Origin of the sequence: Rhodopirellula baltica SH 1, from assembly GCF_000196115.1 — a bacterium.
GTDB classification, from domain to species: Bacteria; Planctomycetota; Planctomycetia; order Pirellulales; family Pirellulaceae; genus Rhodopirellula; species Rhodopirellula baltica.
On sequence record NC_005027.1, the window covers coordinates 1,651,837 to 1,665,724 of the forward strand.

Sequence of the window (13,888 nt, forward strand, 5' to 3'; positions counted from 1 at the left end):
TCGAGTTCCTTTTCAGCTTCGACGCGACTTAAGCATCCGGAAATGAATGCAGATAGAAGACCGATTATGGTTCCAAACCAAATGTGCTTGCAGCATCTCGAACGCGCATTCGCAATGAGCTCTGTCTTGTGCATGAAATGCTCTGTTTTGCAATTTGAAAACGTTGTCCGTCAGCATCCAGGTAAGCAACGATCGTTCGATTCGCAGGCTGACAGGTGGGGGGCAGTTGCGACCATGTCTCAAGAACCGAATCGATCGGATGCGGCGTGGCGGCTCAACCGATCACGGAGGCGGCGATGATGATGGAGACGCCGAGCACGATCGCGGCGACGACGATCGAGACTGCCAAGTTGTGCTCTTCGCCGATCTCGTGCAGGATCGAGAAGGGCGTGAGCTTTTCCATCAGCACCAGACAGCCCATGAAGACAACGATTCCGACTACGGAGAACACGCAAGCGGCAATCAGATGCTGCAAAAGCAAATCCAGACTGGTGCCGGTCGCGGGTGTCGGATCCACCACGACAGAGTCGGATTGTGCCAAGCCACGTAGTCGATCAATCATGCTCTCTACCTTTTCGATTGGTTTGGATTCGTTGGAGTGTTGTGTGTTGATTTGATGAGTGCGGTGTGTCGCTGCGATGCATGTTGCGAGTGGCCTGGTGTCGGTTGGTTATTTTCCGCCGCCCCACGAACCACCGTAGGCTCGACCGCCGCCGCTGCTGCCCATGTTGTCGACAATGCCAAAGTTGATCGCTTGCCAACCTCGAAACGCGGCGACCGAGTACCAGCAGCAAACGAGCACGCCGATGATCAAATAGATTCGTAGTATTTTCATCAGTCATCACTGCTGGCGTAGGGACTGAAGTCGCTGTCTTTCCAGCGGGAGACTTCGAAGTTGTGTATGTAAACCAAGCATCCAATCGGAATCGCTGAAACAAACAGCAACCCGTAAAACAGCATCCAGCCGTCAGCGGACGGTGTTGCGGATGAGGCAGAACGATGGTTGCCGAGGTAAATGATGAACATGTAGAAGCAGAACCCAGCCCAGGCGAGCCAAACTCCAAAGGAGATTTTGGGCGCAGGTTGGATCACGCCGACGCCCCAAGGACGCGTCAGGTTTTCGACGCCGAAAGCTTCTTCAATCTCACTCGGTTTCATGTAGGTCCCCAATGACACAACACGTTCGTGTGTCCTGCCTTCGAAACTGTCTTCGATCGACAGCATTCTTGGCGGGGCTATGAAGTCCGCAGTCTCGACACAGTTGCCTTGTTGGACTTTCCAGTAGAACTCGCCGATCACATGTCGGACAATCGCGGTGGCGCGGTCGTAGATGCGAAAGGAATCACCGTCATATCGAAGGCGAGTGGCCAGAGGATCCATCGCATGTCCGGTGACGGGCTGGACGAATGACCAATGGCGATCATTTTCGACCAACCATCGGAATCCGATCCCTGGTGCGTAGAGCAGGTATTCCGTCCAGGGATACGTTGTGCCCGCGTAACGCACGAAGCGAGCCATGATGCCGATGATGATGTATTCGGTGCCTTCGATGGTTCCTCGAATGCCGAGCGGCAACGACGTGTGCATCTCACGTTGTTCCAACATCGTCAGCAATTTCAGCCGCCCATCATCGTTGGACAACAACGCACCGCAGTGTTGGCATCCAACTCGCAGTGTTTCTTTTGGTGCATGAAGGTCCAGCGAACCGCCGCACTTGGGACAATTCAGATGAAGCGATGCGACCGCGATCGTTCCTGATCCAGGATCAGGCTGCCAATCGGGAGTCGACAGGTTCAGTTTTTCTTTCGTAACTGTGCGGCCGATGAATGTGTGTTGTTCGCCGCGTGAGTAATCAAAGGTGGCAAACCATGATCCGCCTTCGGGCTCAGGAGCTCCGTGCAGATCCACATAGCGATGGTCGTCATTGGGACGAAACTGCCAAGGGATTTCGCCTTGAGCCGATCTCGCCTTGGCGACGCCCAACTCAGCGACGGTCAAATCCTGTCCGCCGTAATGAACGATCTGTCCCAGCGACAGCGAATCGAAATCGGGCAAAGGAGACTTCGTTCGTACCGGTCGTTCAAACGTCAGATGCAATTGGCCTTGAGCCTCAGCCAACCAAGCCATCTTGTCGCCCGGGAACCGCAAGTACCACTCGTCCCAAACGCCGCCGGCGGCGTGGTCGTATTGAACTCGGCCGATCACTTCGAAGGGCTTGCCCCGAAAGGATCCGGTCGAACCAAGCTGAACAACCGAATCGGTCTCAACAAGATCGCTGACTTTGCCGTAGTCCTCGATGTCTTTGTCACCGCGAGCGACTGCGGTGTGGCAGAATTCGCAGACGCTGACCATCGAGTTCCCGAAACGGAATTCAACGGGCGCCCCACAACCAGGACACGAAGCGCGGCGAACCTTCATTCGTCGACCTCGGTGATGGCTTCCGGAATGTGTGTGGACGATGCGTTGCAGCAGTGCGTGTCTGAGGCTTCGTTGGTCTCCCAAGCTCCTCGACGAAGGTGTCGGACTCGCACGTTGGTCGCGTTCAAACGAGATTGCAACTGCGTCTGCCAATCCCACACGGCGGTTTCTCGGCAGCAAACCAGATTGAACGTGGCAACGCCGTGTTCAGGATAGGTGTGCACCGCCAAGTGTGATTCAGAAAGCAGATACAACGCCGTGACGCCGTGCGGTGGTCCAAAGACATGCGATTGCGGTTCGCCAACCACTTTCAAACCCAGCGACGCGATCACGTCCTGACAGATCGACTGGATTGTCGCCAAGGACTGAAGCGTTTTCGGATCACACCCTGACGCATCGACTATCCACTGCCCGCCGACGCTGATGGACGGCGCAGCGGTGGATGAATCACTCGTTTTGTTCGTCGTTGCGTTGACAGGCGTCGCGGGCACTCAGTTCACTCCGTTGTCATTATTCCATCACGGTGGCCGTGAAAGTCAGTTGTCTCAATCAGTTCGCTGGTGGCGGTGGCGGAGGACTGCCAGCGGCCAGCATCGATGCCAAAGCGGGAACATCTTTGGCCATCAACCATCCGCCCATTCCGGAAGACCAAACCATTGATTCGGCTCCCATCTCTCCGCTTCCAATTCCGGATCGAATTTGCTCGGCCGTGAATGGACCATGCGTCACGCCATCCTTTGCGACGTACCACGCCGTTGCAGCGGGGGGTGGAGGAGGTCCGCCGGATCCCGCTGCTGCGCCGGGGTTCATCGCACCAGGGTTCATCGCGCCAGGCATCATCCGACCGGCCATCGCGACACCGAGTCCCAGTCCCAAGCCTTCGGCCGCCCCACCGCCGCCACCGTTCTCGGCAGCCGATGTCATCGCTTGGCCCATTTGGAATTGTTGGAACCGATTCATGTCGCCGATCACACCCATGCTCGTCCGCGTGTCGAGAGCTTTCTCAACCGACTCGGGAAGTGAGATGTTGACGATGAAAAGCTGGGGGCAATCCAAACCGTACTCGTCGTCGATCTTTTCAACGACGCGTTCGCGAAGTTGAGCGGCGAGTTGCTCGTAATTGCTGGCCAGATCCAAAGCGGCGATTTGCGATGAGCCGATCAGGTCCGCGAATGAAGATTGGATGATCGAACGCAACAGCACGTTGACATCGTCTGCACCGAATTCACCGTTGGTGCCCACAATTTCCAGCAGCAACGCTTTGGGATCGACGGCACGCAACGCGTATGTTCCGAAGGCGCGAATTCGAATCGGACCGAACTCGGGGTCTCGCAACATGATCGGATTGGGCGTGCCCCACTTCAGATCGGTCAGCTGGCGGGTGCTGACGAAGTAAACTTCGGCTTTGAACGGGCTGTCGAATCCGTACTTCCAACCCTGCAGCGTCGTCATGACGGGCATGTTGTCGGTCGTCAGTTGGTAATGACCGGGCGGGTAGATGTCGGCGATTTCGCCTTTGTAAACAAAGACGGCCGTCTGGCCCGGACGCACAATCAATTGCGCTCCGTTTTTGATTTCGTTGTCATGCCGAGGGAATCGCCACACCAACGTATGTTGTGTGTCATCGATCCATTCGATGATGTCAATCAATTCTGAACGAATCAGATCAAACAGTCCCACGTCGCATCTCCTGTGTACGGTCTTGAAATCGTTGCAAAGCCTAGGGCGGTTGGGGGGCAAGGTCAAACGGTGACACTGCCGAAACACCAAACGGATTCACGGAAGCGGAATTCTAGCGTTTCAAATCAATCCGATGGCTTGCCGGGATGGTCGTTTCGCTCGGCCGTTTCCGCTGGGCTCAGAACCAAGTCGCTCCATCCAGACAATCAGCACTTGGCCGTTCAGGTTCGGAACTATCAGCTAGGTTTCGAGCGATTAGCATCTGGCCATCAGCGGACAACACCAGGCAACAACAACCGAGAACCCAACCCTTTGGGCTCCCATCAACAATCCAGGCCGAATCATTCTGCGAACGGGGCGCAGCTTTCGATCGATTCCAGCTTCCGAGCCCTCAAACGAATCAGCCCGCAGCTGAAAATGCCGTATCGAAACGGACGTCTTCGTTTTCCACGAATGGCCGCGGTCATCGGCTTGATCACGCTGCCATCCAAGCCGCAACGCATCGGGGGTTTGTAACAAATGTTAGCAGTGCAGCGATTCGGGTGTTTGTCTTGATCTGAATAGCGTCGAGACCCCGCAAATCATGCGAAATTGGGGGTAAATAGCGTTGTTTCACCGTTCGCGAAATCTCGCTCGATTTTGCGAAAGGTATTCGGTCGGGCTATAGAATCTGTTACAATGGACGTCGCTGCGGCTCGTTATGCGCCCCCTCCATGGACGGCTTGCTATCGTTTCTGCAGTCCTGCCTCATACCATCCCACCTATCGCAACGATTGAGTCACTCGGCTTCGTGATTGGATTGCATCCAGTTTGTCGTCGATCGCTCAGCCTGCCTATGAAATTCGATTGCATCCTGCCGGGAACTCGCTGGACTCGCGTACTCTGTTTGTTCGCGGGAACGCTGGCGTTGTTGACGACCTCAACAATCCGAGCTGACCAACCCGAGTCAGAGGTTTCCGCCGAGGCCGATTTTAAGACGGTCGAGCCCACCACCGATGATTTGACCGCTTGGGAAAACTCCGGTTTTCTGAAGTTGGAAGAGTTCTGCATTGATTGTCACAATGCGGACTACCAAGAAGCCGAAGTTGATTTGACGCTTCTCAGCACCGCCGAAAAAATTCGCAACAACAGCGAGTTGGCGATGCACTCCATCAGCATGATTCGCTTCGGCGCGATGCCACCGGAAGATTCCGCGTTGCCGACGGTCGAAGAACGACGTCAACTTGCCGATCAGCTTGATGATCTGGTTTACCGCGCAACTTGTGATTTGCGTCCCAAACCCGGTCGCATCACCGCGAGACGATTGAATCGCGCCGAATACAACAACGCCATTCGCGATCTCTTCGGAATGGATCTCCGACCCGCCGACCAATTCCCCTCGGACGAAGTTGGTGGTGGCTTTGACAACAACGCCGACGTGTTGTCGTTGTCGACAATGCTGATGGAGAAGTACTTGAAGGCCGGCGAAACGGTTGCGTCGACCGTGATCATTGATCCGGCGACCTTGCCATCGATCGACAAAACTTTCGCTGATCAAACCCTGCACACGATCGGCGAAGCCAAGTTGGCTTCGTTTGGTGAATGGTTCATTCGCGGCGACGGGATGGTTTGGTGCGAAGTCGAAGTTCCAGTCGAAGGCGAGTACTACTTCGATATCCGTGGTGGCACGAATGTTCGTCGATCGGAACTGAACGAGTTGAAAGAGGAAAAGTCTCAAGCTGATGCGGAGGGCGAAGACTCAGAAAGCAATGATTCGGACGGCAAGAAATCCGATGCGAAAGAATCCGAAGGCAAAGACAAAGAAAGAAGAAGAGATCGAAAAAGGGACGACGAAGACAAAGAGCCAAAGGAAAGCGACAAAGTCAATCGTTGTGTGATGGTGCACGACGAAGAGGGACGCTTGCTCGAGATCCTCGATTTCAGCTTTCAAGACAAAAGTGGTCCGACCGACGGTGAATCGTTCAAAGCGACGCTGAAACCTGGCAAGCATCGATTCTTCTTTTCGCCGACGGATACCTGGATCGATGAACTTCCCAAGTCGGAAGATCGCGAGGACCCATGGCGTATCGGTGAATCGATTTCCGATCGCGTTCGAGCGATGACCGATGAGGAACTCGCAAAGACTGTATTGCCTGAGGGCGAGAAGATTGAAATTTCGCGTCGGATTTCTGATGACGAGTTCAACTTCAAATTCAAAACGGTGTCGATCAAAGGTCCCGCATCACACAATCGCAAGGATCTGCCGGCGACTCAGTCGCAATTGATCACCCGAATGGCTCGCGAGCGAAGCGATCATTGGGAAGACGTTTACAAAGCGGCCAAGACCAATTTGGAACCGTTGATGCGACGGGCGTTCCGCCGCGAAGTCAGCGAGGAAGAAGTCAAGCGATACGCGATGCTGGTGGAAGCAGCCACTGACCGACGGGAATCGTTCTACGTGGGGATGCAGCAGGCTATCACCGCGATTTTGTGCTCGCCGAGTTTCTTGTTCCGGATCGAATTGCCCGAAACGGACGAAGCTCGCGAATTAGCGGCCACCGGCGAAGCGGTACCGTTGTCGTCGACTCAGCTTGCCAGCCGCTTGTCGTTTTTCTTGTGGAGCAGCATTCCTGACAAGGAACTGTTGCAGGCCGCGAAAGAGAATCAGTTGGTCGATGAATCGAAGCGTCAACGCCACGTTCATCGCATGCTGGACGATCCAAAATCGATTTCACTCGGCGAACAATTCGCGACCCAGTGGTTCGGTTTGGGCAACCTGAAGGCTCGGGACATGGCGGATTTTGGCGGCAACGAAGAAGGCCCCGCGATCACGGTCGACGACCTGGCCGCTGAAACTCACGCCTTGTTCGACCACGTGCTAAAAGACAATCTGCCCGTGACCGAATTGCTGACCGCTGACTACACGTTCGTCAACGAATCATTGGCGGATTGGTACGGCGTGGAACTTCCCGAATCCGATCAAGCAAACACCTTCCAAAAAGTGTCGCTCGCCGACGCGGGCCGACGCGGAATTTTGGGGCATGCCGGCGTGCTGACGCTGACCAGTTACCCCACTCGAAATTCACCGGTTCTTCGCGGCAAGTGGATTTTGGAAAACGTCCTCGGGACGCCTCCACCAGAAGCCCCACCGAACGTGCCTGAATTGGAAGAGACCCGTGCGGCCTCGGCCGATGCGACTCTTCGCGAGCAATTGGAACTGCATCGTGCCGATCCTGGATGTGCCTCCTGTCACCGTGTGATGGATGCTCTTGGGTTCGGTTTGGAGACGATGGACCACCTCGGTCGCTTGCGGCCGCCCAGCGATCCATCCGTCGCCGACGCCAACGGAGAGCTTCCAGGCGGTCGTTCGTTCCGCGGAGCGATGGAATTGAGTGAAATGTTGGCAAGCACCGAAACGCGGCGTTTTGCTGACACGACCGTCCGTCGATTGTTATCCTTTGCTATCGGCCGCGAATTGCGTCCTGCCGATCGATGTTTTGTAGAAGCCATTTTGGATGACGCTGAAGATGAAGGTTTCCGTTTGCGAGACCTCGTCGAAGGCGTCATCAACAGCCCACCGTTTTTGACCACCAGCGTCCCCGCCTCCTGATCGTTCCTTCCTGCCTGCCCACGGCTCCTCGCCTGAACTAAGGAAAGTCACATGAAAGACTCGATGAACGTCCCCAACGCTCCTAATCAGCCCAACTCGATCGTCCAAATTGGTTCGTCCCGTTTGAGTCGTCGCACCATGCTGCGAGCCTCTGGGTTGGCTCTCGGATTGCCGTTGCTCGAGGCGATGACTCCAGCCGGGCGGAGTGCCTACGCTTCCAAGGAAGCTCTGCAGATGACCGACGTTTCCCGTCCGGTCCGCATGGCATGCGTGTTCTTTCCAAACGGAGTCATTCAACCATCGTGGCGTCCAAAGGTGGACGGTGACAACTGGGAGATGGGCGAAACGCTCAAGCCACTCGAAGCTTTCAAAGACAAACTGAACGTCATCTCCAACTTGGCTCATGAAAATGGCCGAGCGGGCAAAGACGGTGCGGGCGATCACGCTCGTGGTGGTTCAACGTTTTTGACAGCGGCACGTCCGGTCAAAACGAGCAGCAACATTCGGTTGGGAATCTCACTCGACCAGGTCGCCGCCACCGCACTCGCCGGTCAAACCCGTTTGCCATCGATCGAACTTGGTTTGAACGGCAGCCGGAACGCCGGCAGTTGCGACTCCGGGTACAGTTGCGCTTACTCGTCGAACATCTCTTGGAAGAACGAATCGCAACCTATGCCAAAGGAAACCATTCCTCGGCTCGCGTTCGAGCGTATGTTCGGTTCCGGCGATGCGGCGATGGAACGCAAACAACGCCTGGCCCGAAAGAGCATTCTTGACGTTGTGCGAGGTGATGCTGAGCGTCTGATGAAACAGGTCGGCAAGACCGACAAACGCAAGCTGGATGAATACTTCACCAGCGTACGCGAAATCGAAACACGGATTGAGCAAACCGAAGCCGAAGATCGCAAATCATTGCCCGATCTCGAGGTGCCAATGGGTCGCGTCACCGCGTTCCGCGAACACGCACGTTTGATGTACGACTTGATGGTCGTTGGATTCCAAACCGATACGACCCGGGTCGCGACGTTCATGCTCGACACCGCGGGCGGCAATCGCACCTATCCTGAAATCGGTGTGAAGGAAGCTCACCACGGGTTGAGTCACCACCGTGACAAAACGGAAACGGTCGAGAAGATTCAAAAGATCGATCATTATCTGGTTGAACAGTTCGCGTACTTCCTCGAGCGACTTGATTCTGTCGAAGAAAGTGGCGGCACGCTGCTGGACAATTCGATGGTGCTGTATGGTAGTGGACTGGGCGACGGTAACCGTCACACGCACCATGATTTGCCAATCGTGCTGGCAGGTGGTGGCGGTGGTCAGATAAAGACCGGACGTTACCTGCAGGCCGCAGAGGAAACACCGATGGCGAACCTGTTCCTCAGCATGCTCGACGTCGTCGGCACGCCCGCGGAAGAAATTGGCGACAGCACCGGCCGCCTGAGCTTGTCTTAAACGACGCCGGCATCGTCCAGATGCCTAGAAGGCATCTCTGCCCGTAAGTTGGGCTTCCAAGCCCGACGATTCCCTCCTGGAAGCCTCACCTGTCACAACGCAGGCGAATCTCCGCACCAAGCGGGCGAACTCTCTCGCCCGCGTCGACGTTTGAAACATCAGCGTCACGGACCCTGGTGATCGCGTCCAAGCGTCACTCAACGCAATCCGCTGACTCGCGTTGGAATCGTGTACACCGCTTCTTTTGCGGTGATGAACAGCTCACGATGTCCTTCGCCACCGAACGTCACATTGGCGGTCCAGCCTTTGGGGACGGCAATCGTCTCTAGCTTGTTGCCTTTCTCATCGAAGACAGTCACTCCTGCGCCGCCGGTCAGGTACAGGTTGCGTTCTTGATCAAGCGCCATCCCGTCACTTCCCATGTCGCAAAACAGTTTGCGGTTAGTCAGCGATCCGTCTTCGGCGATGTCGTAGCGGTAGGTCTTCTTGTCGCCGATGTCAGCGATCCAAAGTTGGCGGTTTTCCGAGTCGCCGATGATGCCGTTCGGCTGAACCAAATCATCAACGACTTGAGACAGCTTGCCGTCCGGTGAAAGTCGATAAACGCCGCGAGGGTTGTCGGACGGGATCGTGTGCTTCCAATACGGTCGTTTGTAGAGAGGATCGGTGAAGTAGATCGTTCCATCGGTGTCGACCCAGCAATCATTGGGGCCGCCGAAACGACGACCGTCCACGGAGTCCACCAAGACCATATGTGATTTGTCGTTCAGGTTGATCGACCACATCTCGTTGTTGGCGTCGGCGCAGGCGATCAACTGATTAGGGGCGACAAAGAACAATCCGTTGCTGCGTCCGCAAGGCGACAACCAATCGGCCAATTCACCTGATTTCGCGTCGTAGCGAACGATCCGATCGTTGGGTTGATCGGTGAAATAGACGTTTCCGTCGTTGTCTGCCGTCGGTCCTTCGGTGAACTTGTACGATTCACCGATCATTTTCAGCTTTGCTCCTGGTTGAACAACAGAAGCGGGCTTGGTGTTCGCAGCATGAGACTCAGTGTCATCCGCGTAGAGGTTGCAACTGAGGATGGAGGACGAGGTGATTGCGACCCATGCCAATAACCGCCGACGCATTGGATTCATCTGTTGATTCACTTTCAGGGACCGGAGGAACAATGTCCAATCGCGGCATCCAGTCCATGCCCGCGACGGTGAGGGAGACCATCGTAATCACAACGGCCGCGACCAAGTTGAGGAACAAACCGTTGCGAGCCATCTCGTCGGTGCGGATGCCTCCCGCACCGAAGACGATGACATTGGGAGCCGTCGCGACCGGCAACATGAACGCGCAGGAACAACTGATCGTTCCTGGAAGCATCAACAATTCGGGCGGTAGTCCGACTTCTAAAGACAACGCCGCCAAAATGGGAAGCAGCAACATCGCGGTCGCGGTGCTGCTGGTGATCTCCGTCAAAAAGGTGACCAGCATGCAAATCGACAGGACGATCAACCATGGCGGTGCTTCCTTCAGAAACGCGAGTTGTCGCCCAATCGAGACGCTCAAACCTGACTGATCAAATCCAATCGCGAGCGCCATCCCGCCGCCAAACATGATCAGAATGCCCCAAGGAATTTTCGCGGCGGTGTTCCAATCCATCAGTCGCTCTCCGTCGTTCAGTCCGCTCGGACAGATGAATAGAAAAAGCGATGCGGCCAATGCGATCGTCGCGTCACCGATCATGGTGCCGTCCCAGGGCAACAACCCCGTCCATCCACCAAAGGGGCTGGTTCGGAAAACCCAAAGGAACGCGGTCACGGCGAAGACGATCAACAAATAGACTTCGTTGCGTGCGATCGAATCCATCGAAGGCATCGATACCGGACGTACGTCATCGATCTTTCGAGTCAGCCACCACCAGATGATCGGCAGCATGATGATCGTGACTGGCAAACCGAACATCATCCAAGTGCCAAAGGGAACCTCGACGCCGAACTTCGTTTCCATTTCGCCCATGAAAACAACGTTGGGTGGCGTACCGATCGGAGTTGCCATGCCGCCGACGCTGGCCGAATAGGCAATCCCCAACAGCAGCGGAACTCTGAGCTTGGGATCGTCAGCTTGCGATAGAACGGCCAGAGCGATCGGCAGCATCATCAACGCGGTGGCGGAGTTGCTGATCCACATGGAAAGCGACGCGGTGGCCAGCATAAACCCCAAGACTAGCCGTTTCCCGCCTCGACCGCCTACCAATTTGACCATGTTGATCGCGATTCGACGGTGAGCACCGCTGCGTTCCATCGCCGCGGAAAGCAAAAATCCACCCAGCAACAACAGGATCATCGTGTGCCCGTACGCTTCGGCCACCTCGCGGTGACTGACGACTCCCAGCGTTGGCAATGCCACGAACGGCAACAGTCCCACGACGGCGATGTGCAGGCATTCAAAGATCCACCACAACGCGCAGACAATTGCTACGCCGGCGCACATTGTGGCGGGTACCGAGAGCCCATTGCGATTCGCGAAAAATGCGATCACGACAGCAACCAATGGCGCTATCGGTAGCATCCAGCGGGACAATTTATCGAAGTTCATCCATCCATCCGCACACCGAGGGTGAGCAGAAGGTTGGCATAGCGTTGTTGGTCGCCGGTTTGGATCGTCAGGACGTGGTCATCGGTGATCACGTGGTCGTAGAAAGACCATTTTTCGAGCGGTTGCAATTCGACTTTGCTGCCGGCTTCTTTGAATGACTTGCGGTACTCTTCCCAAACCGGCGGATCGCCATCGAGAGCGTAAGGGCCATCGGCTTCAGTTTGCATGGTCATCGCGGCTTCGACCGGAATCGCCGACAGCAGTGCTTTCAGGACTTGGTCGCATGACACCAAACCGGGACTCAGGTTCAGGCTCACCAGCTTTGCGTTGGGACCACGTTTGTTTAGCGCGGGGTAGTTTCCATCGGCAATCAAAATGGTGCTGTGGTGACCGGCTGCGGCACAGACGGCTGAAATCTCGGGGTGAATCAAGTTGGACAAAAGCATGGGAAGAGCCTCGGTCAGTGTGGTTTCAAAAGTGGGGATGAATGTTTGTTCGGGCGGTTGGCTTTAGCCAATGCTGTTCTTCAGATTCGCGATGCTTTCGCGAGCCAGGGTTTCCGCACCCGGCGAATAGTCGAAGACTTCGACGCTGACCCAACCGTCATAATCAATGTCAGACAGCGCCTTCATGATGGGCTGAAACGGCACATCGCCCATGCCGGGGCCGAGCAGGTTGGGATCGTTCGCGTGGAAGTGGATCATCGAATCGGCATGTTCGCGAATGACGGTTTCGATTGGCTTGGATTCGCTGCTCATGGCTTTGACGTCCAGATGCAAACCGATGTGGTCATCGTCAATCATTTCAGCAAGCCGAACGCCTTCGTCCGCGGTGTTGAGAAAGTCGCCTTCCGCCGGTCCGAGTGGTTCCAGTGCGATTCGAACGCCGTGGGAATGGAGTGCCGGGACGACACCGCGGAGGACTTCCGCCGCGTTTTCCATCGCTTCTTCGATGGATTGGCCTTCGGTGCGATTGCGTTGTTGAGGCGAGCCCAACACCATGACTTTGCCACCCAAGTCGGCACACAATTCCGCCAAATCGCACAGATAGGCAGTCGTGCTCGCACGAGTGATCGCGTCCCGCGTCGTCAGGTGATAGCCCTCGGTCTTGGCAAGCAACCAATGCAGCCCGACGCACTGCATTTCTGCTTCGGTCATTTGATCGCGATAGGTGCGACGCTCGGATTTCGAGTACGACGAAATATCGTCGGACAACATGAATGGGGCCACTTCCCAGCCCGTGTAACCCGCGTCCTTTGCCAAGCGAAGGGCATCTTCCACGGGCATGTCACCGAACGTTTCGTTGCAGATTGCGTAACGGAAAGGCATGATTCAGGGCTGTCTTCGATTCTAGAGTTTTGGGTCGGGATCTGGTCCTGTCACGGTCTGACAATGTAGGCTGTCACGCCCCAAGATGGCAGACGTGCAACAAAAATCGCTCGCCAGAGCGAAGAAGGATTCGTCGCAGTCGTGCTTCTTAGGAACGGTCCGGAAAAGATTTGCCAGGCTGCGGTTGCCAGATCGGCTCATTTGCACGGAAGGCACCTGACACCAATTTCCGGCTCACCACTTACCGTTCGCTCCACTTTCAATCCGATCGATACGATGAATCCTCCGTCCAAATTCTCCAAGGCTTCTCTGGTTTTGGTGTTGGCTTTCGCAATCTTGCCAATGGGATGCAATCCTTCCGCGCGATCCAGTTCACCAGGACCGGAGGACCCAGACGCTCCGACCGAGTTCACGACAACCGATTCGGGATTGAAGTACCGCATCTTGCGAAAGGGCTCGGGCGACAATCCGGGACCGGAAAGTTTTGTGACGGTGGACTACGTCGGATGGTTGGACAGCGGTCGCGAATTTGACAGCTCCTACAATCGCCGCGAAGCAACCAAGTTCAATCTATCGAGCGTCATCCCGGCTTGGACCGAAGGCGTTCAATTGGTCAGTGAAGGCGGCATGATCGAATTGGAAGTTCCGTCCGAACTTGGTTACGGAGTCATGGGCAGCCCACCGGAAATCCCACCGAATGCGACGTTGCACTTCAAAGTGGAACTGCACGACGTTCGCTAGACGAGTTCGCTTTCTTCGCCGCACACTGAAGCGTGTTTGTTCGAACGTTTCGGACCGCCTGATTCATTGGACAGCCTGCAACGTT

At 55.7% G+C, this 13,888-nt stretch carries 12 protein-coding genes; 3 read left to right on the forward strand and 9 right to left on the reverse strand.

Annotated elements, in window-relative coordinates:
• Positions 1–274: 274 nt before the first annotated feature.
• From RB_RS06310 to RB_RS06325, 5 genes are all read right to left on the reverse strand, one after another.
• Positions 275–520 carry a DUF350 domain-containing protein gene (locus RB_RS06310; protein WP_231846274.1) on the reverse strand — a complete coding sequence of 82 codons (246 nt, stop codon included), beginning with the start codon at positions 518–520 and terminating at the stop codon, positions 275–277.
• Between the two features lie 150 nt (positions 521–670).
• Positions 671–835 carry a hypothetical protein gene (locus RB_RS27720; RefSeq protein WP_007328617.1) on the reverse strand — a complete coding sequence of 55 codons (165 nt, stop codon included), beginning with the start codon at positions 833–835 and terminating at the stop codon, positions 671–673.
• A complete protein-coding gene (locus RB_RS06315) occupies positions 835–2,352 on the reverse strand; it encodes a DUF4178 domain-containing protein (protein WP_231846275.1) in 1,518 nt (505 codons plus the stop codon). The genes RB_RS27720 and RB_RS06315 overlap by 1 nt, the downstream gene beginning before the upstream one ends.
• A gap of 62 nt (positions 2,353–2,414) precedes the next feature.
• Positions 2,415–2,909, reverse strand: a complete 495-nt coding sequence (locus RB_RS06320; RefSeq protein WP_011119244.1) for an S-adenosylmethionine decarboxylase family protein — start codon at positions 2,907–2,909, stop codon at positions 2,415–2,417.
• A gap of 58 nt (positions 2,910–2,967) precedes the next feature.
• Positions 2,968–4,098: an SPFH domain-containing protein gene (locus tag RB_RS06325; RefSeq protein ID WP_007328620.1), complete on the reverse strand. Its 1,131-nt coding sequence runs from the start codon at positions 4,096–4,098 to the stop codon at positions 2,968–2,970.
• Positions 4,099–4,933: 835 nt separating this feature from the next.
• On the opposite strand from RB_RS06325, the gene RB_RS06330 reads away from it, so the two are divergent.
• Together RB_RS06330 and RB_RS06335 are read left to right on the forward strand one after the other, a co-directional pair.
• Positions 4,934–7,687 (forward strand): DUF1592 domain-containing protein, encoded by a 2,754-nt coding sequence (locus tag RB_RS06330; protein ID WP_164921619.1) that lies wholly within the window; start codon positions 4,934–4,936, stop codon positions 7,685–7,687.
• Positions 7,688–7,738: 51 nt separating this feature from the next.
• The gene (locus RB_RS06335) at positions 7,739–9,142 is read left to right on the forward strand and encodes a DUF1552 domain-containing protein (RefSeq protein ID WP_007328624.1); all 1,404 of its coding nucleotides are present in this window, start codon (positions 7,739–7,741) and stop codon (positions 9,140–9,142) included.
• 197 nt (positions 9,143–9,339) lie between these two features.
• On the opposite strand, the gene RB_RS06340 is transcribed toward RB_RS06335, so the two are convergent.
• The 4 genes from RB_RS06340 to RB_RS06355 form a co-directional block, all read right to left on the reverse strand.
• The gene (locus RB_RS06340; protein ID WP_011119250.1) at positions 9,340–10,284 is read right to left on the reverse strand and encodes an SMP-30/gluconolactonase/LRE family protein; all 945 of its coding nucleotides are present in this window, start codon (positions 10,282–10,284) and stop codon (positions 9,340–9,342) included.
• Positions 10,202–11,734, reverse strand: a complete 1,533-nt coding sequence (locus tag RB_RS06345) for an SLC13 family permease (protein WP_011119251.1) — start codon at positions 11,732–11,734, stop codon at positions 10,202–10,204. Before RB_RS06345 ends, RB_RS06340 begins: the two co-directional genes overlap by 83 nt.
• The gene (locus RB_RS06350) at positions 11,731–12,180 is read right to left on the reverse strand and encodes an RbsD/FucU family protein (RefSeq protein WP_007328798.1); all 450 of its coding nucleotides are present in this window, start codon (positions 12,178–12,180) and stop codon (positions 11,731–11,733) included. Before RB_RS06350 ends, RB_RS06345 begins: the two co-directional genes overlap by 4 nt.
• Before the next feature lie 63 nt (positions 12,181–12,243).
• Positions 12,244–13,062 carry a sugar phosphate isomerase/epimerase family protein gene (locus RB_RS06355; RefSeq protein ID WP_007328799.1) on the reverse strand — a complete coding sequence of 273 codons (819 nt, stop codon included), beginning with the start codon at positions 13,060–13,062 and terminating at the stop codon, positions 12,244–12,246.
• A gap of 276 nt (positions 13,063–13,338) precedes the next feature.
• On the opposite strand from RB_RS06355, the gene RB_RS27865 reads away from it, so the two are divergent.
• Positions 13,339–13,803 (forward strand): FKBP-type peptidyl-prolyl cis-trans isomerase, encoded by a 465-nt coding sequence (locus RB_RS27865; protein ID WP_173401914.1) that lies wholly within the window; start codon positions 13,339–13,341, stop codon positions 13,801–13,803.
• The last annotated feature ends 85 nt before the right edge of the window (positions 13,804–13,888 follow it).